General features: G+C 57.9%; 22 protein-coding genes and 1 tRNA gene. 17 read left to right on the forward strand and 6 right to left on the reverse strand.

Translation table 11 applies throughout. From position 1 onward, the window contains the following. The first annotated feature begins 253 nt into the window (after positions 1 to 253). Positions 254 to 1,216: a J domain-containing protein gene (locus tag ACVWZ1_RS08750; RefSeq protein WP_457503150.1), complete on the forward strand. Its 963-nt coding sequence runs from the start codon at positions 254 to 256 to the stop codon at positions 1,214 to 1,216. A 3-nt stretch (positions 1,217 to 1,219) separates the two neighbouring features. Here ACVWZ1_RS08750 and ACVWZ1_RS08755 read toward each other — a convergent pair whose 3' ends face one another. The 3 genes from ACVWZ1_RS08755 to ACVWZ1_RS08765 all read right to left on the reverse strand — a co-directional run bounded on the left by ACVWZ1_RS08755 (position 1,220) and on the right by ACVWZ1_RS08765 (position 4,446). Beyond that, positions 1,220 to 2,743: an AAA family ATPase gene (locus tag ACVWZ1_RS08755; protein ID WP_457503181.1), complete on the reverse strand. Its 1,524-nt coding sequence runs from the start codon at positions 2,741 to 2,743 to the stop codon at positions 1,220 to 1,222. Between the two features lie 219 nt (positions 2,744 to 2,962). Beyond that, positions 2,963 to 4,009 (reverse strand): thiamine phosphate synthase, encoded by a 1,047-nt coding sequence (locus ACVWZ1_RS08760; protein ID WP_414350712.1) that lies wholly within the window; start codon positions 4,007 to 4,009, stop codon positions 2,963 to 2,965. A 101-nt stretch (positions 4,010 to 4,110) separates the two neighbouring features. Further along, on the reverse strand, positions 4,111 to 4,446 hold the full coding sequence (locus tag ACVWZ1_RS08765; protein WP_457466940.1) for a hypothetical protein: 336 nt from the start codon (positions 4,444 to 4,446) through the stop codon (positions 4,111 to 4,113). 101 nt (positions 4,447 to 4,547) lie between these two features. Here ACVWZ1_RS08765 and ACVWZ1_RS08770 point away from each other — a divergent pair, with 101 nt between their 5' ends. The 8 genes from ACVWZ1_RS08770 to ACVWZ1_RS08805 all read left to right on the forward strand — a co-directional run bounded on the left by ACVWZ1_RS08770 (position 4,548) and on the right by ACVWZ1_RS08805 (position 13,825). Next, positions 4,548 to 5,765 (forward strand): lipid-A-disaccharide synthase-related protein, encoded by a 1,218-nt coding sequence (locus ACVWZ1_RS08770; protein ID WP_457503182.1) that lies wholly within the window; start codon positions 4,548 to 4,550, stop codon positions 5,763 to 5,765. Between the two features lie 75 nt (positions 5,766 to 5,840). Continuing rightward, positions 5,841 to 7,688: an NAD(P)H-quinone oxidoreductase subunit F gene (locus tag ACVWZ1_RS08775; RefSeq protein WP_457466957.1), complete on the forward strand. Its 1,848-nt coding sequence runs from the start codon at positions 5,841 to 5,843 to the stop codon at positions 7,686 to 7,688. A gap of 12 nt (positions 7,689 to 7,700) precedes the next feature. Beyond that, positions 7,701 to 9,209, forward strand: coding sequence for an NADH-quinone oxidoreductase subunit M (locus tag ACVWZ1_RS08780; RefSeq protein ID WP_457466941.1), 1,509 nt, complete (start codon positions 7,701 to 7,703; stop codon positions 9,207 to 9,209). 36 nt (positions 9,210 to 9,245) lie between these two features. Beyond that, positions 9,246 to 10,427 (forward strand): CO2 hydration protein, encoded by a 1,182-nt coding sequence (locus tag ACVWZ1_RS08785; RefSeq protein WP_457503152.1) that lies wholly within the window; start codon positions 9,246 to 9,248, stop codon positions 10,425 to 10,427. 82 nt (positions 10,428 to 10,509) lie between these two features. Then, positions 10,510 to 10,581, forward strand: a tRNA-Cys gene (locus ACVWZ1_RS08790). Between the two features lie 34 nt (positions 10,582 to 10,615). Next, positions 10,616 to 11,779, forward strand: coding sequence for a pyridoxal-phosphate-dependent aminotransferase family protein (locus ACVWZ1_RS08795; RefSeq protein WP_414419384.1), 1,164 nt, complete (start codon positions 10,616 to 10,618; stop codon positions 11,777 to 11,779). Between the two features lie 93 nt (positions 11,780 to 11,872). Next, on the forward strand, positions 11,873 to 13,066 hold the full coding sequence (locus ACVWZ1_RS08800) for an RNA-guided endonuclease InsQ/TnpB family protein (protein ID WP_457503153.1): 1,194 nt from the start codon (positions 11,873 to 11,875) through the stop codon (positions 13,064 to 13,066). A gap of 90 nt (positions 13,067 to 13,156) precedes the next feature. Further along, positions 13,157 to 13,825: a PHP domain-containing protein gene (locus ACVWZ1_RS08805; protein ID WP_457503154.1), complete on the forward strand. Its 669-nt coding sequence runs from the start codon at positions 13,157 to 13,159 to the stop codon at positions 13,823 to 13,825. Positions 13,826 to 13,854: 29 nt separating this feature from the next. Here the strand turns inward: ACVWZ1_RS08805 and ACVWZ1_RS08810 are convergent, their stop codons facing one another. Further along, positions 13,855 to 14,838 (reverse strand): potassium channel family protein, encoded by a 984-nt coding sequence (locus ACVWZ1_RS08810; RefSeq protein ID WP_457503156.1) that lies wholly within the window; start codon positions 14,836 to 14,838, stop codon positions 13,855 to 13,857. Between the two features lie 154 nt (positions 14,839 to 14,992). Here ACVWZ1_RS08810 and ACVWZ1_RS08815 point away from each other — a divergent pair, with 154 nt between their 5' ends. Beyond that, positions 14,993 to 15,205, forward strand: coding sequence for a DUF2997 domain-containing protein (locus ACVWZ1_RS08815; RefSeq protein WP_414413734.1), 213 nt, complete (start codon positions 14,993 to 14,995; stop codon positions 15,203 to 15,205). Between the two features lie 36 nt (positions 15,206 to 15,241). Here the strand turns inward: ACVWZ1_RS08815 and ACVWZ1_RS08820 are convergent, their stop codons facing one another. Both ACVWZ1_RS08820 and petE read right to left on the reverse strand, forming a co-directional pair. Next, positions 15,242 to 15,472 (reverse strand): hypothetical protein, encoded by a 231-nt coding sequence (locus ACVWZ1_RS08820; protein WP_414380853.1) that lies wholly within the window; start codon positions 15,470 to 15,472, stop codon positions 15,242 to 15,244. A gap of 183 nt (positions 15,473 to 15,655) precedes the next feature. Next, positions 15,656 to 16,066, reverse strand: a complete 411-nt coding sequence (gene petE, locus ACVWZ1_RS08825; protein ID WP_457503157.1) for a plastocyanin — start codon at positions 16,064 to 16,066, stop codon at positions 15,656 to 15,658. Positions 16,067 to 17,333: 1,267 nt separating this feature from the next. Here petE and ACVWZ1_RS08830 point away from each other — a divergent pair. From ACVWZ1_RS08830 to ACVWZ1_RS08860, 7 genes are all read left to right on the forward strand, one after another. Beyond that, complete coding sequence (locus ACVWZ1_RS08830) at positions 17,334 to 17,738, forward strand: hypothetical protein (protein WP_457503159.1); 405 nt, start codon at positions 17,334 to 17,336, stop codon at positions 17,736 to 17,738. Positions 17,739 to 17,867: 129 nt separating this feature from the next. Continuing rightward, positions 17,868 to 18,086: an NAD(P)H-quinone oxidoreductase subunit O gene (gene ndhO, locus ACVWZ1_RS08835; protein ID WP_011433398.1), complete on the forward strand. Its 219-nt coding sequence runs from the start codon at positions 17,868 to 17,870 to the stop codon at positions 18,084 to 18,086. Positions 18,087 to 18,143: 57 nt separating this feature from the next. Further along, a complete protein-coding gene (locus tag ACVWZ1_RS08840) occupies positions 18,144 to 18,971 on the forward strand; it encodes a cell division protein FtsQ/DivIB (RefSeq protein WP_457503160.1) in 828 nt (275 codons plus the stop codon). 7 nt (positions 18,972 to 18,978) lie between these two features. Continuing rightward, positions 18,979 to 19,704: an energy-coupling factor ABC transporter ATP-binding protein gene (locus tag ACVWZ1_RS08845; protein WP_457503162.1), complete on the forward strand. Its 726-nt coding sequence runs from the start codon at positions 18,979 to 18,981 to the stop codon at positions 19,702 to 19,704. 525 nt (positions 19,705 to 20,229) lie between these two features. Continuing rightward, on the forward strand, positions 20,230 to 20,538 hold the full coding sequence (locus ACVWZ1_RS08850) for a carbon dioxide-concentrating mechanism protein CcmK (RefSeq protein ID WP_011430450.1): 309 nt from the start codon (positions 20,230 to 20,232) through the stop codon (positions 20,536 to 20,538). 71 nt (positions 20,539 to 20,609) lie between these two features. Beyond that, complete coding sequence (locus ACVWZ1_RS08855) at positions 20,610 to 20,951, forward strand: carbon dioxide-concentrating mechanism protein CcmK (protein ID WP_011433395.1); 342 nt, start codon at positions 20,610 to 20,612, stop codon at positions 20,949 to 20,951. Beyond that, the gene (locus ACVWZ1_RS08860) at positions 20,951 to 21,250 is read left to right on the forward strand and encodes a EutN/CcmL family microcompartment protein (protein WP_457503163.1); all 300 of its coding nucleotides are present in this window, start codon (positions 20,951 to 20,953) and stop codon (positions 21,248 to 21,250) included. Before ACVWZ1_RS08855 ends, ACVWZ1_RS08860 begins: the two co-directional genes overlap by 1 nt. Positions 21,251 to 21,290: the final 40 nt, after the last annotated feature.

The raw sequence follows: 21,290 nt of genomic DNA on the forward strand, positions 1-21,290 counted from the left end.
CTTGGCTCATAAGTTCATTGTACTTCATCAAAGCGCATTCCTCCCGGCAGTGACCCTACGGGTACAGTGCGGGGCTCCTGCGATTTCTAGCTGAGGGAGGAGCCAAGGGCTGCTTGGCTGGAGCTGTCCGATCCCTAAAATAGGCTTAAAAAAGAGTCTAGGTATTGAGTAGCACTTTGCAAGGCTTCCCCTCAGGGAATAGGATCCCCGCATCAAAGTAGCTGGCACAAGGCCCCCTGCGCCGGATCCTCCCATGAAAGACCTTTACCGCGAGCTGGAATTACAGCCCAATGCAACTTTAGAAGAAATTAAAGAGAGCTATAGGCGGCTTGCCAAAGAATACCATCCCGATAAACTTCACCCAGATACGCCTGTTAAAGCGCGGCAGTACATTGAGGAAAAGTTTAAGTCTATTCAGGAGGCGTACTCGATACTGAGCGATCCTGTGAAGCGAAAAGCCTATGACTCCCAAAGACTTTCCCAGACTTCGTCCACGAAAGGGAGCGGGCATGGCCAAGACTTGAAAGCGGAACGCAGCTACAGCACCCAAGACGGCAACCCTTGGCCCTTTGACTTCGACAAGATAAAGGAAGCTGCAGAAGAGATAGAACGTCGCAAGAAAAATATCGAGGCTAACTATAACCAGAAAATAGAGCAAGTTAAGTCTGAACTCAAGAAGAACTTAATCGCTATTGGAGTAAGGGAGGAAGATGCCAGAATTGACTACAGATTTATTACGAAGGACGACAACATACAATCTTGTTTAACCTTTCTCTTGCTCGGTGTTTTGGCTCTCTCGATTGGCTGGGAGCTTGTTGGTGTCATACTTATTCTCTTTTCATTTCTTGCTGGCTGGTCAGCAGTCCTTGACTCCAAATACAGTAAGGATCAAGTAGAAAGGGCTAAAAAGCTCCAAGGAGAGGCAACATCAGCAATAGCCCAGATGGAGAAAGACAGAGACTCGGAGCTTTCCCAGCTTCAGCTCTACTGTAGAAGCAGGATCGATCATTTTAAAACCGTCCCTATCGAATCTATATCCCCGGATTTTATAAGTGGGCTTAGTGAAGAGGATCAGCTATTTCTGCTAACCGCAATAAAGGAAAGGGCAGATGCTGAAAGCCTAGAAGAAAACTTGAAGATAGCGGCTGGAGTTGCTGTGGGTATTGGCATACTAGCCGCCTTATTTGGGCTGGGAGGTGGATTTCACCCATTCTGAATCTCAAGAAGAGGCAAAACACTGCTTCATCTCCTGCAGCACCTGGGCATCTTGAGAGGCCGTTCTCGCGCCCGCTTGAGCAGCCCAGCACTTAAGACTCTCGATTTGGTCGCGGGCAATCGAGGCCAAAGGCACGGTTTCGCGGATGGCCTGCAGGATATCCTCTTGGGTAAAGTCCCGCCGAGTGCTGCTGCCACTGCCCCCAAAGGCGTTGTACATGGCATCTACGATGGCTTGCTCGATCTCGGCCCCGCTGAAGTCCTGAGCTGTGGCTGCCAAGGCTTCCAGGTCGAACTCCCGCAGGCGGCTGGGGCGCAACCGCTGCAAATGCACCCGGAAGATCTCTTTGCGCTCAGCGTGGGTGGGCAGGTTCAAGAAGAAAATCTCGTCAAAGCGGCCCTTGCGCAACAGCTCTGGCGGCAGCAGCGGCACGTTGTTGGCAGTGGCCACAATGAAAACGGGGCTGGTCTTCTCCTGCATCCAGGTAATCAGGCTGCCAAACACCCGGCGGCTGGTACCAGAATCTCCATCGGCACTGCTGGTGATGTTGCCAAAGGCTTTGTCGATCTCGTCGATCCAAAGCACGCAGGGGGCCATCGCCTCTGCCAGTTGGATCATCTGCCGCACCCGGCTTTCCGACTCGCCGACGATGCCGGCAAACAGCCGCCCGGCATCCAATCTCAGCAGGGGCAGCCGCCACTCATTGGCGATGGTCTTGGCGGAGAGGGATTTGCCGGTGCCCTGGATCCCGACCAGCAGCACGCCCTTGGGGTTGGGCAGGCCATAGCGACGCGCCTCTTCGGTAAAGGCTTCCTGGCGCACCCGCACCCAGGCCTTGAGGTTATCCAGGCCCCCCACGCTTTTGAGGGTCTCGCGGGCGGTGAAAAACTCCAGGATGCCGGTTTGGCGGATGGCCTGCTTTTTCTCCTCCAGCACCAGGTCGATATCGGCTTCATTGACCTCCTGCTTGGCGGCCAAAGCGCGGGCCAAAACGCGGCGAATACGTTCTCGGCTCAGCCCTTGACAGGCTTTGACCAGTTGCTCGCGGGCCAGAGGGGTAAGCTTGAGCTTATCTGGAGCCACATAGAGCTGGATGAGGCGGCTGATCTCTTCGCTGTTGGGCAGGGGAATATCGACGACGGTGATCTCCTCCGTCAGGTCGCTGGGCACTTCCAGGGTGTGGCTGAGCAGGATCAGCATCTTGCGGGTGCGCTTGAGCTCTCGGCTGAGGTTTTTCAGCTCCCGGATGATGGGAGCGTTTTTGTCGCTGCTGGCGTTGCGCAACACAAAGTGCAGATCCCGCAGCACAAAGAGAGTGTCCTCGTTGGGGGCAGAGCGCCACACCCGCCCCAGAGCTGCCATGATGGAGCCCCGATCCTCGCCTGTATCTTGCCAGCCCCGCACCAAGTCCCAGAACAACAATTGCCGCGGTGGGTCTGTCCGTCTGGCTACTTGGGTTAGCACGGCATCGGCAGGCTCTTCTTCTGGAGAGACCAAGTAAACCAGGGGGTAGCGGGCCCGGATCATCAAATCCAGCTCTGTCACCAGCCCTGCTTGCAGCTCCGCCGGGATCTCGACCAGGGCAGGATCCCTGCTGTCTGGATTTGTTTTTCTTGCGGCTTCTGTCATCGCCTCTGGAGTTTAGAACATCCTTACTTCATCTTCCTCTCACTTGTTCAGAAACCATTTGGATTGGAACAGCCAATAAGCAGCAAAATGCTCACGGTTGAGCTTCACGGTTGATCTTTAGGATAGGGCAGGGATCCCTTGCAGTTCGGCCAGCATGGTGCGGGCAGTCTGGGTGGGATCGGCAGCTTCCATCAAAGCCCGCACCACAGCTACACGGGTGGCCCCAGCTCGACGCACCTCGGGCAGGTTGTGGGGATCGATGCCGCCGATGGCAAACCAGGGCAGGTGGGCTTTCTCGGCAGCCAGGCGCACGTACTCCAGGCCGGCAGGGGGTTTCTCCGCTTTGGTGGGGGTGGGGTAAACGGGGCCGACGCCAATGTAGTCCACGTCGCTGTTCAGGGCTTGGGCCAGCTCTTCGGCGTTGGTGGTGGACAGGCCAATGAGCCGCTGGGATCCCAGGAGGTGCCGAGCTTGGGCGACCGGCAGATCCGTCTGGCCCAGGTGAACCCCATCAGCCTGGCTGACCAGAGCCAAGTCCACCCGGTCGTTGACGATCATCAGCGCCTGGTAGCGGTCGCACAGCTGCCGCAGCTGTTTGAGATCCCGCAGCATCTCGCCGTCGGGGAGGTTTTTGCGGCGATATTGCACCAGGGTCACCCCGCCCCGCAGGGATTTTTCCACCACCTCTAGCCAGTGGGGCACAGGGCTGGTCACCAAATAAAGATGGGCTGCCAGGAGACGCTGCCGCAGGGATCCGCCCAGCAGTTCACTTTCCAGGACGTAGAGCCGATAGCGCATGTCTTTGGCCAGCTTGGCCAGGCCAGGGGCCACCCAGTGGTGGGATTCGGCCAACTTGCCGTATTCTTCCAACACCCGCAGGGCTTCTTGCACACGGCTGCAATTGGCTTGCAAGAGGTGGCGGAGATCCCGCCGTTGCTCCTCTTGGGGGTGGGAGATCTGGGTGCCTGGATCGGCGGGGGTATCGCGGGCCAAACGCAGGGGATCGCTGTGCCAGCGGGCTAGGGCTTGGCGCATGGCCTTGCATTCGGCAGAGAGCTCTCCCTCTTCCAGGCCGAAACGAAACCATTCTTCCAATACCCGTAGTCCTTCACGAGCTCGATCGAGGTTGGCATCCAGAATACGGGCGACGGCCTGGGGTTTCATGTTCCCTATACGTGGGAAGAGAGTTGCTTAATTTTTACCAAAAAAATGCGCCTAAAGCCCCGTCCTACCACTAAGCGGAAGCAAGCCAAGAGGGCGTCCATTCACTGTAAATCGGAATGGTTTCCCTGAGGCTGTTCTTGGCTCTGAGGAGAAAGGGAGTGATGCCATAAGGCGTTGAGAAAGGCTTGCTGTGGTGTGTGTCCCCAGGCAAAAGCCCGTGGGCCAGCCCCTTCCGGAAGGTAGGCCCAAGCATAGCGCTCGCAGGCGGGAAAGTAGCGGATCTCCCACCAAGTTCCCCCTACAGGCACATCTTTCACTGCCCGCAAGAAAGGGCCGCGATGGCGGGCGAGGCGCTCTTCCACAAAATAGGGGCCTTCCAGCTGAAGGGCTTCTACCGCTGCAATCAGTTCGGCTCGTTGTCGCTCATTTCGGATCATCTCCCGGGTTCCCCTCTTGGATTGGCTCTATTCTATGAGGAGATTTCTGGTGAGCTGGGGGATCCCTCTTGATTCAGCCCAGATTGCGCCTACGGCAAGCTGTGGAAACCCAATGGAATCCAACGAATCCACCGCAGGTGCTGTGTCTGAGCAATGGACACGGGGAAGATGAGGTGGGCAGTCGCCTTGCTGTTGCCCTAGTCCAACTGGGGATCCCGGTGCAAGCCTTGCCGATTGTGGGAGAAGGGACAGCCTACCAACGCCAAGGGATCCCCCTGCTGCCCATTGCCCAGGTGATGCCGTCGGGGGGGTTTATTTATCAGGATTGGCGGCAGTTGTGGCGGGATTTGCGGGCCGGTTTGCTGGGGCTGACGGGGCGGCAATTGGCGTTGGTTCGGCGGGCAGCAGCCCAGAGGAACCTGGTGCTGGCCGTGGGGGATATTGTGCCCTTGCTGATGGCATGGTGGAGCGGGATCCCCTACGCCTTTGTGGGCACGGCCAAGTCGGACTATTACTGGCGGGATGAAGGGGGTCCCTACCGACACCCCTGGATCCCTTTTGGGCAGCCGATTTCCGATTACCTGCCCTGGGAGCGCTGGCTGATGGCCCACCGACGCTGCCTGGGTTCTTTTTTGCGGGATGAGCTGACAGCTACAGCTTTGCAAAAACGGGGCCTAAGGGCCTTTTACCTGGGCAACCCGATGATGGATGGCCTAGAGCCACGCGGGACATTGCCTTTGGATCTCCACCGACCGGCCTTGCTGCTCTTGCCCGGATCCCGTCCGCCGGAAGCCTATCGCAACTGGGCTCTGATGATGCAGGTGGTGGAGCGGCTCCCAAAGGAGCTGCAAGTCTATGCTGCCCTCAGCCCCAACCTGGAGCGAGACCCGCTTCAGGCTCGGATCCCATCTCAGCGCAGCGATGTGCTTCTGGTTTGGGGGGACTTCGGGGCCTGTGCCCAACGAGCAACAGTGGTGCTGGCCATGGCGGGAACGGCTACCGAGCAATGTGTAGGCTTGGGAAAACCGGTGGTGACCCTGCCGGGAGAAGGGCCCCAGTTTACCCCGCGCTTTGCTGAAGCGCAGACCCGTCTTTTGGGATCCGCCGTCCACCTGACCTCAGTGGAGCAGGCTCCCGCCGTGGTTGGCCGGATTCTGGAACGCCTGGCCGCCGATCCCAACTACGCGGCTGAGTTGCGGGCCCATGGACGCCGCCGCATGGGATCCCCAGGGGCCGCCCGGCGCATTGCCGCTCAACTTCGAGATTGGCTCAAGCCATCCGGCCCGGTTTTGGAACCGTTCGAGCCAGGTATATCGTGAAATAGAGAACGAGCGATTCAAAAGCCTGACTGATTTCCGTTGGATCCAGTTTTCCGTTTTATTTAGCATTTAATGATGTCAAACCTTTTGGGGTTGGAGAGCAGTTGGTGGATCCCTTGCTATGGGTGGGCGGGAACAGCTTTGGCCATTCCCTGGGCAACGGGGTGGGTCAAGCGCAGTGGCCCGCGTCCGGCAGCTTACCTCAACATCCTTCTGACTTTTGCCGCCTTTGCCCATGGCCTTTGGCTGTTGCGGCAGGTTTGGGGTCGGGATCCCCAGATCCTGAACTACCCCTGGTTTCGGGTGGCCGATCTGGATTTGACCCTGTCTTTGGAGATCTCGCCCCTGACAATGGGGGCCGTCGTCTGGATCAGCGGTTTGAGCTTGCTGGCCCAGATCTATGCGCTGGGGTATTTGGATAGGGACTGGGGCCTGGGTCGCTTTGCCGCCCTGATGGGCTTTTTCGAGGGGGGAATGACAGGGATCGCCCTCAGTGACTCGCTGTTTTTCAGCTATGCCCTGCTGGAGATGCTCACCCTTTCCACCTATTTGCTGGTGGGCTTTTGGTACGCCCAGCCTCTGGTGGTGACGGCGGCGCGGGATGCGTTTTTAACCAAGCGGGTAGGAGATCTGCTGCTGCTGATGGGGGTGGTGGCGGTTTCCAACTTTTCTGGGGCCTTGACGTTTTCCGACCTGCGGGACTGGGCGGCTACGGCCAGCTTGGATCCGGCTTGGGCGGCTTTGATGGGGTTGGCTTTGATTGCAGGGCCTTTGGGGAAATGCGCCCAGTTTCCGCTGCACCTGTGGCTGGATGAGGCGATGGAAGCGCCCAACCCGGCTTCGATTTTGCGCAATTCGGCAGTGGTGGCCTGCGGGGCTTTTGTGCTGATTAAGCTGCAGCCGCTCTTGGCCCTGTCGCCGATTACGAATGGGGTCTTGGTGGCCATCGGCACGATCACAGCCCTGGGCGGATCCCTGGTGGCCTTGGCGCAAATCGATATCAAACGCACCTTCTCCTACTCCACGAGTGCCTACTTGGGGTTGGTGTTTGTGGCAGTGGGAATGCAGCAGCCGGAGCTGGCCCTGGAGTTGCTGCTGATGCACGGCCTGGCTAAGGCGTTGCTGTTTATGGGGGTGGGATCCCTCATCTACACCACCTCTACCCAAGATTTGACAGAGCTGGGGGGCCTGCGCAGCCGCATGCCGGCCACGGTGGCCGCTTTTGCCGTGGGATCCCTGGGGATGGTGGCCCTGCTGCCGCTGGGGTGCTTTTGGACGCTGGCCCGCCTGGCGCTGGTCTACAGCGGGGTGCAGCCGGCCCTGGTGGGGGTGCTGCTGCTGGTGAATGGGCTGACGGCTCTCAACCTGGCGCGGGTGTTTGGCCTGGTCTTTTTGGGATCCCCTCAACCCAAAACCCGCCGGGCCCCTGAGGTGGGCTGGCTGATGGCTCTGCCCATGGGCATCCTGACGGTGCAAACCTTGCTCATGCCCTGGCTGTTTGGGCGGTGGAGACTCTATCCCGACTGGAGCCCGGAGCTGAGGTGGATGGCAGCCCTGCTGACGGCTGCTGGGCTGGTGGGGGCAGCCATTGGCGGCTGGCTGTACTGGGGAGGCCAACGGAGGGTGCACCTGCCCTGGCCGGAGTTGCAGGATCTGCTGGCCCACGACTTTTACACGGGGCACCTCTACCAAGCCCTGGTGGTGCAACCGGTCGGCGCCCTTTCCCGCGGATTGGAGTGGCTGGATCGCAACGGAGTGGACGGCTTGGTGAACGGGGTGAGCCTGGCCTTTTTCTTCAGCGGCGAAGCCCTCAAGTACACCCTGTCGGGGCGGATGCAACTCTATGTGCTGGTGATTGTCATGGGGGTGGTGTTGGTTACAGCTTGGCTGCTGCATTCGCTCCATCTGGGGTTGGCCTATTGATGGGAGAGAGCCATGTTGAGCCTTTTGATCGGGATCCCGTTGTTGGGGAGCATCTTGATTGGGTTGATTCCCGAGCAGGCGGGGAAGGGCTTGCACCGGGCTTTGGCCTTGGGGTTTGGGTGGGTTTTGTTTGGCCTGAGCGCGGGGCTGTTGCTGATCTTTGACCCCCACCTTGGATCCCTGCAATTGGCGGAAAAGATGGCCTGGATCCCCCAGTTGGGCTTGGTTTATGAGGTGGGAGTGGATGGGATCTCTCTGCCTTTGGTGGTGATGACCGGGCTGCTGGTGCTGATGGCCATTTGGGCCAGCGGCCAGGTGGAGCGGCCCCGCCTCTACTACAGCTTGGTGCTTATGCTGGCGGCAGCGGTGGCCGGAGCTTTTTTGGCTCAGAATTTGCTGCTGTTTTTCCTGTTCTATGAAGTGGAGCTGATCCCCCTGTATTTGCTCATCGCCATCTGGGGAGGGCCACAGCGCACCTATGCAGCCACCAAGTTCTTGATTTACACAGCTCTGTCAGGGATCCTGCTGTTGGTAGGCTTTTTCGGCCTCAGTTGGCTGAGCGATGCCCACAGCTTTACCTATACCGTCCTGCAGGCTCACCCCTTGCCCCTGGTGCAACAAACCCTGTTGCTTATTCCCATTCTGCTGGGGCTGGCCATCAAGATCCCCTTGGTTCCCTTCCACACTTGGCTGCCGGATGCCCATGTGGAGGCTTCCACCCCCATTTCCGTGTTGCTGGCGGGTTTGCTTTTGAAGTTGGGCACCTACGGCCTGGTGCGCTTTGGCCTGCAGCTCTTGCCGGATGCCTGGGATCAAGCCGGGCCTTGGCTGGCCGGTTGGGCGGTGGTTAACGTGCTCTATGGATCCCTGAACGCCTTGGTGCAGCAGGATATGAAAAAGCTGGTGGCCTACAGCTCCATTGCCCACATGGGCTACATCCTCTTGGCTGTAGCAGCAGCCACTCCCCTCTCCCTGGTGGGATCCATCTTTCAGATGGTCAGCCATGGCCTCATCTCCTCGCTGCTGTTTCTTCTGGTGGGAGCCGTCTATGCCAACACCGGCACACGGGATCTCAAGCTGCTGCGGGGATTGCTCAACCCGGAGCGGGGCTTACCGCTTATTGGCAGCTTGATGGTGCTAGGGGTGATGGCCAGTGGCGGCACACCGGGCATGGTGGGCTTTATAGCTGAGTTCACCCTCTTTCGGGGCAGCTTTGCCGTCTTTCCCCTGCAAACGCTCCTGTGCATGGTGGGGACGGGATTGACGGCGGCCTATTTTCTGCTGATGGTGAACCGTGTCTTTTTTGGGCGCCTCTCGCAAGTGGCCATAGCCATGCAACGCCACGCCACTGAAGAGCGCCTGCCTGCTGTTGTTTTGGCAACGCTGGTGGTGTTACTGGGCCTGCAGCCTAGCTGGGCAACCCGCTGGGTGGAGTCCACCACCTTGGCCTTGGCCAAGGCTAACCTAGCTGGTGTTGCAGGACTGGTCACTGCCTTTCAGTTTGGGTTGTCTTCCTTTTGATGATTTGATGAGATCGACGGAGTTTCTTTTGCTCCCATGACTGCCACTCTTGCTCCTGCTCCTTCCTGCTTCTTTCTGGCCGGCTTATCTCCTCTGGAGCAACTGCAACTGGCTCCTATTGTCCAGCGCCTAGAGGCAGGGGGAGCCCTTGTGCCGGATGCCCCTGCCAATCGCCTAGAGGTCATTGGCATCCTGCATAGCTACGGCGAGGTGCTGGATGCCTATTCGCGCAATTTGATCTTTATTGCCGACCACCAATTTTTGGAGCTTTTTCCGGCGTTCAAGTATTTCAACGGCGAGATTACCCTGGGCAAATGGCTGCGCTACCTGTGGCATGACCGCATCAACTACGAGTTTGCCGAATACTGCATGAAGGCTATGCTCTGGCATGGGGGAGGGGGGCTAGACCGCTACCTGGATACCCCTGAATTTGTCGAGCGGGCCAAGAGAGCCATCCGGGCCAAAATCCGCTTCAATCCCTTCTTGCAGGGCTTGGCGATCTTGTTTCCCGACTTTGCTCTGGAACAGGTGCGCATGCTGGCCATGTACAGCGGCTTGGGCCAGTTTTGGCGGGTGATGAGCGATATTTTCCTGGCGCTGGCCAAGCGCTCTGAGATAGAACCCCACCTCACCATTCCCGACGTGGTGGCTCACATCCAGCAGGGGTTGGTGGCAGCTGCCGACAAGCCTATCACCTACGCTCCCTGCATCTGGGGCCGCCGCTACGAGATCATCCCTCTCTCGGCGGGTCTGACTTTCCTATCAGATACGGCTATCCCCTATGTGGAAGCGGTGTTTTTCCGCTCCTTTCCCTTTATGGGCACGGTTTCCTACAACGCCCAGGCCCACCAGATCCCGGCTGAGCAGGCTGACTTTGCCTACGGCGCCCTCTACGCCGATCCGCTGCCGGTAGGCAGCGCTGGGATCCCGCCTACCCTGTTGATGCAGGATATGATGCGCCACCTGCCCCCCTACTTGCGAGAGCACTACCGCCGCCAGCCTCGCGGGGATGATGACCTGCGGGTGAAAATCTGCCTTAGCTTCCAAAAGGCCATGTTCTGTGTTACCACTGCCGCCCTGCGGGCTCTTGCCCCCTTCCCTCTGGAAACTCAGGATCCCCAGCAGCAGTTGGCCAACCGCAAGTTTCTGGCTCCTTGGCTGCAGCGCCTGCTGGGATCCCGTCTGTTAAAGGTGCAGGAAGAAAGGGTTGAGGCCTAGCTGAGCTGGGAACTGCTACTTTTGGTTACTGGAAGGGGGATCCCCTTTTCGGATACAATATCTGCGCCCAGTTGAGCAATGGGGTGGCGTAGCCAAGTGGTAAGGCAGAGGTCTGCAAAACCTCTATGCGCCAGTTCGAATCTGGCCGCCACCTTTTAAACCTCACTTGCATCCTAAGCAGGGCAAGCATGAAAGACAAGCTGATATTGATGATCCCCGGCCCCACTCCCGTTCCCGAGAGTGCGCTGCTGGCGATGGCACGAGGGCCCATCGAGCACCGCAGCAAAGAGTTCACCGCCATTTTGGAAGAGGTCACCGATGGGTTGCGCTGGCTGCACCAAACCACCTCCGATGTGTTTGTCTTTTCCGCCAGTGGCACTGGTGCCATGGAAGCCGGGATCCTCAACACCCTCAGCCCTGGGGATCGGGTTTTGGTGGGGGTGAACGGCAAGTTTGGGGAGCGCTGGGCGGAAATGTCCGAGCAGTTTGGCCTTCAGTGTGAGCGGGTGGAAACCCCCTGGGGGATCCCTTACCCCGTCGAGATCTTCCAAGAAAAGCTGGCTGCCGACCGGGAAAAAACCATCAAAGCCGTCATCCTCACCCACTCGGAGACTTCCAGCGGCGTAGCCAACGATGTCCAAGCCATTGCTGCTGCTGCCCGCGAGCACGGGGAAGCCCTCGTCCTGGTGGATGGGGTCACCAGCGTGGGGGCAATGCCGGTGTTAATGGACGAATGGGGCTTGGATGTGGTGGCCTCGGGATCCCAGAAGGGCTATATGATCCCACCAGGGCTGGGATTTGTGGCCGTCAGCCCGCGGGCCATGGCCGCTACGGAGCGCTCTAGGTTTCCCAAGTACTACTGGAGCTTTAAGCTGGCGCAAAAGGCCCTGCGCCAAGGCACCACTCCCTTTACACCGGCGGTGAACCTGTTTTACGCCCTGCAGGTTACCCTGCGCATGATGCGCGCAGAAGGGTTGGAAGCCATCTACCGGCGTCATGCCAAGCTGGCCCAGGCCACCCGTGCTGGCGTCAAGGCTCTGGGGCTAAAGCTCTTGGTTGATCCAGAGTCAGCGGCCAGTCCTTCGGTAACAGCTGTACTCGCTCCCGAAGGGATCAACGCTGACACCATCCGCAGCACCTTGAAGAAACACTTCGACATCGCCCTTGCCGCTGGACAAGACCACCTCAAGGGCAAAATCTTCCGCATTGGCCATTTGGGCTTTATCAGCGACCGCGATGTGCTGATGACCTTGGCTGCTCTGGAGTCAGCTTTACACACCGTGGGCTACAGCGACTTCACCCCAGGGGCGGGAACTCGCGCCGCCGAGGAAGTATTGGCCCACGGCTTCTGAGCCCCCAGCTCAGCTAGAAATCGCAGGAGCCCCGCACTGTACCCGTAGGGTCAGTGCCGGGAGGAATGCGCTTTGATGAAGTACAATGGACTTATGAGCCAAGTCCTGACCATATCCTGTAAGCTCAAGGCGTTCCCGTCACAAGCCGCCAAATTGGACGCGACGATGGATGTCTTTGTGCAGGCACTGAACTGGGTCAACCAGAACACGCCGGAGAAGATCGTCAACGCGGTCAAACTGCAATCCCTTTGCTACTACGAGATTCGCGCCCGATTCGGCTTGTCTAGCAACTTGGCCCAACAGGTCTGCAGACGGGTGGCCGGCGCCCGCAAAGTGGCGAGACAGCGCAACCGTCCAGTTAAAGAGTTCAAGCGTAGGTTCGCTACCTACGACGCTCGTATCTTCTCGTTCCGCGAGAAAGACTGGACGGTGTCGCTGACCACGGTGGAAGGGCGAGAGCGCTTTGGACTGGCCATTGGCAACTACCAGCGTGGGATGCTGGCTGGCTCCAACCCAAAAGCCGCCACGCTGGTCAAGCGGAAAGACGGCTCCTACTACATCCAGATTTGCGTAGAGGAAAAGCCACCCAAGCAACAAGAAACCGACAAGGTGATCGGGGTGGATTTGGGAAGGACGGATATTGCTCATACGTCAGAAGGGGATAACTGGAATGGACAGCAGTTGAACCGAATCCGAGACCACTACTCCAAGCTGAGGGCGGCACTCCAACGCAAAGCCAGTAAGGGCACACGCAGTTCGCGGCGCAGGTGCCGTCAACTGCTGCAACGGCTGTCTGGCAAGGAGAGACGCTTTCAAACGTGGGTCAATCATCGCATCTCTAAAGCTATTGTCTCTAGGGCAAAAGCTACCAACAGCGCTATCGCTCTGGAAGACCTGACAGGGATTCGGGAAAGAGTCAATCAACAGCCGCGGAGCAAAGCCGAACGGCGCAGGGCCAACGGTTGGGCGTTTTATCAACTCCGTCATTTTCTGGAGTACAAGGCTCTGCGTGCAGGGGTTGCCTTGATTCTGGTACCGCCTGCCTACACGTCGCAGACCTGCCACCGGTGTTTGCACATTCATCCCGACCCTGCGCAATCCTACCGCAGTGGAAAGAAGTTTAAGTGTGGACACTGTGGATGGGAAGGGGATGCGGATTTGAATGGTGCGAATGTGATTGCGCTTTTGGGGGCTGCTGTAAACCAGCCTAGAGGTTCGTGGTTGGCTTGCCAACTGCAGGGCTACCGAAAGCCCGCCCTGTACTGCGAAGCAGTCAGGGTCGGGTAGTTTACTAGTCTTTGACCCATAGCACTGACCCTTGCCCCTGGCTACAATGGGGGGACATGCTTAATAAAACTTCAGAACCCAAGGGTGGCTATGGTTGTCAGCTTGGAACGGGATCCCTGCGTGGTGCCTTCTGCTGGGGAGTTGCGGCAGGTGCTACAGGGGGTTGGCCCTCGTTCTTGTCCCTTGCAGTACAACTTTCACCTACACACTCGTTGTTCGGATGGGCAGATGGATCCCGTGGATCTGGCGGAGCAGGCGCGCCGGCACGGCCTCAAGGGCCTAGCCATCACCGATCACCACACCCTGAAGGGCTACGAACGAGCACGCACCCACTTGGATCGTCCCGACGACCCCATCCTGTGGCCGGGGATCGAGATCACCGCAAACCTGTTGGGCTGTGAAGTGCATATTCTCGGCTACGGCTTCGATCCCACCGATGGTGTCCTGGATCCCTTTGCCCAAGGGGAGCAGGTTCCCGGCTTGCCCGCCGCCGACGTGATCCAGGCCATTCAAGCGGCAGGAGGCTTGGCGGTGTTGGCCCATCCCTTTCGCTATTGCCTGCCTGCAGAGGAAATTGTCCCAGCAGCAGCGGAGTTGGGAATAGATGGCCTTGAGGTCTACTACGCCTACAAAAACCCGGAGATTTGGATCCCCAGCCCGGAAGTGACGGAGAAAGCCGAAGAGCTGGCCGAGACCTACGGACTTTTGAAAACCTGTGGCACCGACTCTCATGGCCCCAGTATTCTGAGGCGGATTTGAGCCAGGCTACCCAGGTGGAGAACGGGCTGCTACGGGCGTGGATAGAGCAACTGTCCAAGCCGACGCAACTGCTCTGCGGTGCCCATGCACAACAGCAGATCCCCCGGCTGCAACAGGGTTTCTCCGCTGGGGCCACCGATCAACTGGCCATCGGCCCGCCGGATTGCCACCACTAAAGCTCCGGATCGGTTGCGCAAATCGGCTTTCCGTAGGGTTTGCCCGACATAAGGACATTCTTGGGCTGCCAGCTCGTACTCCTCCAGGTAGAAAGTGCGATCCCGACCGGCAAGGATGCCATCCACAAAGTCCACAACCCGAGGACGCAGGGCAGCCGCCGCCATGCGTTTTCCGCCCGTGATGTAGGGAGAAATGGCATGGGCAACGCCCGCTCGCTGCAGTTTTTGCAAAGCCTCTTCCGTATTGGCGCGGGCAATAGTGCGAATGCGGGGGTTCAGGGTGCGGGCCGACAAGACCACGTACAGGTTCTCGGCATCGGAAGATAGGGCGGCAATCAGTCCCTCCGCCTGTTGCACCCGCGCTTCCAGCAAAGTGGCATCCAGAGTACTATCCCCCTGGAGGGCCACGTATCCCAGCTCTTGAGCCACCTGAATGGCCTCGGCAGACTGATCAATCACCAAAAATGGCACCCCTTCTGCTCGAAACTCTTGAGCCACCTGCCGCCCAATGCGCCCAAAACCGCAAATGATGTAGTGGTTGTTCAGCGCTTCCATCTGTTTCTTCCATTTCCGTTGCCGGATCCCTTCCTGAAAATGTCCCTGGATGAGGGCCTCTGTAAAGCGATTCACCATGAAGCCGATGCTCAAGACCCCCATCAGGATCAAGGCCACCGTAAACAAACGCCCCCGCTCCCCCAGCGGCTCCACCTCCATAAAGCCAACAGTGGTCAGGGTGATGATGGTCATGTAAAAAGCCTCCACCCACGGCCACTGCTCCACCCCGCGGTACCAGAGGGTGCCGATCAGCACCACACACACCAATGCCCCCACACCCAAGCCGAGGTCTCACCGGATCCCGGGATCCCTTTTGGCAGCCTGGAAGGGGGGACGAGCAGAAGCCATAGAGCCCAGCCAGATCTAGCCCAGGAAAAGGAAGCAAGAACTAGAATGGGGAAGAACCCGTTGTTGTTCGGTAACAAGCGGAGTGCCGATGCCTGAATACATCAAGGTGGAATATCGGATCGACAAAAACGGACAGGTTACCGAGACCGTACTGAATGGTTCTGGCTCCAGTTGTACTCTAGCTACCGCCGGCTTGGAATCAGCTCTTGGAACTGTGCAGAACCGGGAGCTCTTGCCGGAGTTTCACCAACTGACTGAAATCGAGAGGGAGTCTGAGGTCTCCTTGAAGCAAACCTGCTGACCCCATATCCATTTGCTCAGGGTTCTCACCATCTTCTCACTTTTTCTTTTTGCTTCCCTTCCCGGCAGTATTGCCGGCTCGTGCCGCTCCAACCGCAGCCTGAAACAGCCAAACGGCCAATGGAGCAGCGACAACCAAGATGATACTGGTGGTGCCGACGCCAAAATCCGGCTCGCCGGAAGCCAGCTCGAAAATTGAGCCAACAGCAGCAATGGCGCTGAGGCAGGAAACGGCCAAGAGCAGGTAACCTTTAACGCTGGTGGTCATAGAGAACCCGTTTGAGAACTACACTTGCGCAGTACAGGGCAAGCCGGTCGAATGCGTATTCATTCGCCAAAAAGCCCTCCCACTCCTGAGAGGGCTACCTTTCATGCTAAGAGCAGGGATCCCTGTCCAGCAAGGCAAAACCAAAAGTGGGATCCCTAGAAGTTCAGCACTTGGGGTGCGGATTTAGCCGTTCACGATGATCTTGCCGACCATTCCGGCCCCGCGGTGGGGCGTGCAGTAGTAGGTGTACTCACCTGGAGGAACATCGACAAAAGCTGACTCCACAACCTGCTTGGGAGCTGTAAGCAGCGCCTTGTGGGAGAGTTTGGCCGCCAAAGCCGCATCTCCACCGGGCACCTTGTCAAAGACGACGTTGTGGGGATAGACCTTGTTGTTCACCCATTGGACGGTATCCCCTTGATTGACGGTGAGAGAAGGCGGATCGTAGACCAACTGGGCTTTGTCGGATCCCATTTTGACGATGTAGGTTTCGGCAGCAGCAGGGTTGGACAAGAGCGCCACAGCTACCCCCCCAACCACAAGGCTGAGCAGGATGAGCTGCAAACGCTTCACCAGGTTGAAAACTAGAGACATGGATTCCTCTCAAAACGTAACAGCAGTTATCCCAGACTTTGCGGCTCGGTTGCCCCTTTCCAGGTTACGAAGAGCACCCAGCCAGGCGGATGGGCAGCAGGGACAGTTGAATTCCCAATGCTCATTATAAGAGGGCTCATCCCAGAATAGAGCAATGCCCAACTGCGGGGCGGCAACATCCATCCTTTACAGGGAGCCGCGGCAGACCGAACCCGCCAAACAGCACAGCTCTTCCAGAAACCTACGGCAACCCTGTTGCCAGGCAATCCGATGCGGCTGGATCCCCGGCCAGTTGGGGCAGGATGTTTTGGCGGTTGGTGAGCGTGCGCAGGTGACCGAGAGCAAGTTTTCTGGGTTGATCTCATCTCTACCCAAGGGCACTTCGCAAAGTAGAGATTCCTTTTCCGTGGGATCCCTTAAAGTCCAAGAGTGTCTTGCCTAACAAATCCGTAGGGTTGTCGATGCACAAGAAGGGCAAATCATCCTAATCTCAAAGAGCAGGTTCTTGGATGCTGCTGGTCGGTATTCCTTTGAGATTCCTCAATAACATCACCTGAAAGTCAGTTGGTTGTTCAGCCCTCACCAAAATAGGGAGTCTGTTAAGATGAGCGTACAGCGTTCACCCGTAGTTGGTCCAAGCAAGAGTCGGCTTGCAACAAGTTTAGAATCGCTGGATCAGCGGCTTAACGTTCAAATCCTGGCCCGTTGCATCGGCAGTGCCTTGAACCTGGGCGCTCCCCTCAGGGTTGAAGTACACTACACCTCAAAAGTGCAGCAGTAAGGTTTTCTTACCAGGCCGATCTGGAGGCACAGCTTCATACTGCAGTTTTTACTTATCTGAGCCTGGAGTGAGTTTTTGGACTTCTTACTTCACTGTATAGCCATATAGCCACTGCTAGCTAAGACAACGCATCTAGCGTATGAGGAAACTCCTCTGGCTCTCTAGAAGAGAGGAGCGAGCGTAAGCCAATTTCTCGGCCAGAAGGTTGTATGGCAGTCGGCTACAGGGATCCCTGAACTTCCTGATCCTGAGATGCTTTGGGGATGAGTTACATTGCCATCGGCCAAACCCTTTGCCAGAGGTTGAAACTCTCTCCCTCTGAGGTGCGGGATCCAGAAACCCTTCTGCCCCGGAGGGCAGGGTGCTCTAAGTTGGCTTAACATTATTTCATGACCGGGCCTGGCCCTCACCTTGCCAAGGGCGGGTGGCCAATATCAGTGCCTAGGGATCCGGCTCAACTTCCTTCCCATTGCAGGCAAAACGACCATGGTAGGCATCTTCAAGCGCTTGTTCGGCTGGCGTGGTCAAGCTGCGGCCACGTCCTCACCGGAAACTTTTGCTAAACCAACCCCTACGAAAGAGAGGAAAGACAATACTTTTTTTCTCGACCCAGATGAAGCCAAAACCCTTGGCAACATTGAGTACATGCGCACCCCCAGGATCGTGAAGCACACCTTCCAGGATTTCGGCAGCAAGGAGAAGATGGAGGTGGTGGAGCAGGTCTCTTCCCTCAGCAAAGTTAAGTTGTCCACAGAGCAAGCCAAAACTCCTGAAACTGCTGCTGAGCAGGGATCCTCCGCTTCAAGCAGCAGCGCAGTAAGCCCACGCCGTCAAGGGGGATCGGACATGGATACCTTCCGCAATATGGCCCGCAGCCTAAAACGCAAATAAGCCAAATTCAGGTTGATCCCTGTCAGAGCCAACCAGAGGCTGGATCCCAGCTTTCCTCTTCGCAGCAGCGGCAGGCGTGATACAACTGCTATCGAACCGGCTAATCTGCGACTGAACTGAGGAGGAGCAATGGCGATTAAGCGAGGCACCTTGGTGCGGGCTATCCGCGAGAAACTGGAGGGTAGCTTAGAAGCGCAGGCAAGCGATCCTTTTATTCCCAACTACGTTTTCGAGACCCCCGGAGAAGTCGTGGATATCAAAGGTGACTACCTGCAGATTAAGTTTGGGGCTGTTCCCACCCCTACGGTTTGGCTGCGGGCGGATCAGGTTCAGGAGATGGCGGGTTGAGTAGAAGCACGGAATGTTCCCCATCTGCATACCCCGTGATGGGGTGAAGGGGGATCCATGGCACTCCTGGCTGCTCCCAACCGTGAACAAATCCTGCAGCGTAGGCAGCTTTTGCGTCGGCAACGGCGCAGCCGGTTTTGGCAGGGATCCTGGCGCCTGACCGGTTCGATGACCCTCTTGACGCTGCTGGTGCTGGGCCTACGGCAGCCCCACTGGCAAATTCGTCAGCCAGAACAGATTCAGGTAAAGGGTGCCCACCGGGTCGATCCCGCCTGGATACGGGCACAATTGCCCCTGCAGTATCCCCTCAACATTTGGCAGGTGCAACCGGCTGTTTTGGAAAGGGCTTTGCTGGGATCCCCGACCCGCCCCTCTCCCATCGAAAGCGTCCAGGTGCAGCGACGGCTGCTGCCGGTGGGTGTCATCGTCCAGGTGCGGGAACGGCAACCTGTAGCGCGCGCGCGATGGGGCGACCAGATGGGCTGGGTGGATGTCCAAGGCAACTGGCTGTCTCCGGATCCCTACCGTTCCCCCGCGTCTTGGCCTGAGCTGGAGCTGCTGGGCTGGGAGAACCACACCCCAGACCAATGGGCGCTGTTGCTCAGGGCTTTACAGCAGTCTGAAATTCAGATCAGGGCAGTGGATTGGCAATCTGGAGCGGGAATTACCCTGCATACTGAGCTGGGCAACGTCTACCTGGGGCCGATTTCCGACCGCTTGCCCTTGCAAATTCAGACCCTCAACCAAATGCGGGATCTGCGCCGCTACTGCGAGTGTACGCCCGACGACATCGTCCAGATTGACCTCACCAGCCCCAGTGTGCCCACCTTGCAACTTACCCCCACGGCCACCCAGGAGCGCTGGAAAGACGTGCGGATGCCCTAGCTTTGCTATGAACCCGGTGCCGGCGGTGGAGGTGAACCAATTGTGGACAGCTTATCCCGGTCATCCGCCGGTGCTGCAAGGGCTGGATCTACGGGTCGAGGTTGGGCAACATCTGGGGGTGATCGGCCCCAATGGCGCGGGCAAAACCACTCTGTTCCTCACCCTCTGCGGCCTGTTGCCCCCCTGCTCCGGCCAGGTGAGCTTGTTTGGCCAGCCACTGCGGCCCGGCCAGTTTCGCCCCGAGGTGGGGCTGGTGTTTCAGGATCCCAACGACCAACTGTTTGCCCCATCGGTGGCCGAAGATGTGGCCTTTGGACTGCGCAATTTGGCCCGTCCTGAGGGGGAGATTGCGGCTGCGGTTCGAGCGGCCTTGCACCTGACCGGCACCCTGCACTTGGCTGATCGTCCCCCCCATCACCTCTCCGGTGGGGAAAAGCGCATGGTCGCCATTGCCGGGATCCTGGCGATGAAACCCCAGTTGGTGCTCTACGATGAGCCGACGGCCAACCTCGATTTGCGAGCCCGGCGCCGGTTGATAGTTTTTTTGCAACAGGCCGCCCACACTTTTCTGCTGGCTTCCCACGATCTGGAGCTGATCTTGGAGGTGTGCGATCAGGTCATCCTGTTGGATCAAGGGCGGATCTGGGCCCAGGGATCCCCGGCCCACCTGATGGGCCAAGCCGACCTCATGGAAGCCCACGGCCTGGAAGTGCCCCCCTCACTGCGCCGATGATCCAGGAGTCGATGAGCGGTGAAAGTTGAAAAGATGTCAAGAATTATTTTTGAATTGATAACAATTTTGCCTCTCTTAATAAAAAGCTATCGTGCTAATTAAAAATATTGATTTTCGTCCAGGATTGAGTGGGGATATCATTTTGTTAAGTCGGGGATCCCTTCTCTGAGCTGTCCTAGTCAATTTTGTATGATCGATTTTGTACAAGAAAGATGTGGACTTAGCTCAGAGTTGGCAGCTTTGCCCGCCTGAGTGACAGTTGCGCTTAACCCTGATGGCTCCTACAACCTTTTCCGACTTCAGTCTGAGGTCTGCGGCTGGGCAGGACCTTCTCCCCTCAGGGAAGTTCGTGTTGGCTGGGGTAGGTGTCGCCGGGAAAAGCTGTCAATCGAGATTTGGGCAGAGGATCTCTCTGATGAAATCGAAAGGAGATTGCATGAGCGAACCCAATAAGCGAGATCAATTTGCCTTGTTGCTGGGTTCGACAACGTTCAGGAACTGAGTGTTCAGAAGTGGAGAGTTGATATGCCTATTGCAGTTGGAATGATCGAGACCCGCGGGTTCCCGGCAGTGGTGGAAGCTGCCGACGCCATGGTCAAGGCAGCCCGCGTTACCCTGGTGGGTTACGAAAAAATCGGCAGCGGTCGGGTCACGGTGATCGTGCGGGGGGATGTCTCGGAGGTGCAAGCTTCGGTAGCCGCCGGTTTGGAGTCTGCCAAGCGGGTGAGCGGGGGTGAGATTCTCTCCCACCACATCATTGCCCGTCCCCACGAGAACCTGGAGTTTGTGTTGCCCATCCGCTATACCGAGGCGGTAGAGCAGTTCCGCACCTAGTCCCCACTTCAGTAAAGTTCGCACCCCAGAAAGTTCGCACCCCACTTTCACTTTCAGCGTAAGGAGTACCTATGGCTATTGCAGTTGGAATGATCGAAACCCTGGGCTTCCCGGCAGTGGTAGAAGCTGCCGACGCCATGGTCAAGGCGGCCCGCGTTACCCTGGTGGGTTACGAGAAAATCAGCAGCGGTCGGGTCACCGTGATCGTGCGGGGGGATGTCTCGGAGGTGCAAGCCTCGGTGGCTGCCGGCATTGACTCGGTGAAGCGGGTGAACGGCGGCCAGTTGTTGTCTTGGCACATTATCGCCCGTCCCCACGAGAACCTGGAGTACGTGTTGCCCATTCGCTACACCGAGGATGTGGCTCAGTTCCGCGAAGGGGTAAATGCCATCCGTCCCTTCACCCGTCCCTGATGCGTATTGCCATTGTGCGGGGCACCGTCACCAGCACTCAAAAGGATCCCAGCTTGACGGGCGTGAAGTTTTTGTTGGTGCAGTACGTCGATCTCGAGGGCCAGCCGCAACCCGATTACGCTGTGGCTGCCGATCCGGTGGGGGCCGGCAACGACGAGTGGGTGCTGATCAGCCAAGGCAGTGCCGCTCGCCAGCCGCAAGGAAACCAGACTCGCCCGCTGGATGCGGTGGTGATGGCGATTATCGATACGGTCAGCGTTGGCGGTCGCTCTCTCTACAACAAGCGCGATCAACGCTAGCTGGGATCCCTTCCCTTCTCATCTCTCTTGCTGCCCTTGT

This window comes from Thermostichus sp. MS-CIW-25 (genome assembly GCF_054060015.1).